Below are 287 nucleotides of genomic sequence, written 5' to 3' on the forward strand. Positions count from 1 at the left end.
CAATACTTGTACCAGCAAATAAATGAGCCGTGGCTTGAGGCTCAGCTTATTTTAGATTGCGAAGATGAAAACCAACTTGAATGCAAGGCTCACTATCAAACAGAAGATGATGAAAACGAACAGCCAATTACCGTGACAGATGAGATAGTCGATTTATTCAGTACTTTGTTTGAGAATGCCACTAAACACCAACCAAAAAACTGGACGCGCGCTATTTTCACCATAAATCGCCAAGGCCAATTTAATCTGAACTTTGAGCGTGATAATAATGATGATGACGTTATTAC

The 287-nt window shown here is 39.0% G+C and carries 1 protein-coding gene; it reads left to right on the forward strand.

All coding sequences use genetic code 11. From position 1 onward, the window contains the following. A partial coding sequence (locus H5232_RS23825; RefSeq protein ID WP_182831733.1) for an immunity protein YezG family protein occupies positions 1-287 on the forward strand: 287 nt, incomplete at both ends.

It is taken from the genome of Pseudoalteromonas sp. SG41-5, from assembly GCF_014164495.1.
Taxonomy (GTDB): Bacteria; Pseudomonadota; Gammaproteobacteria; order Enterobacterales; family Alteromonadaceae; genus Pseudoalteromonas; species Pseudoalteromonas rhizosphaerae.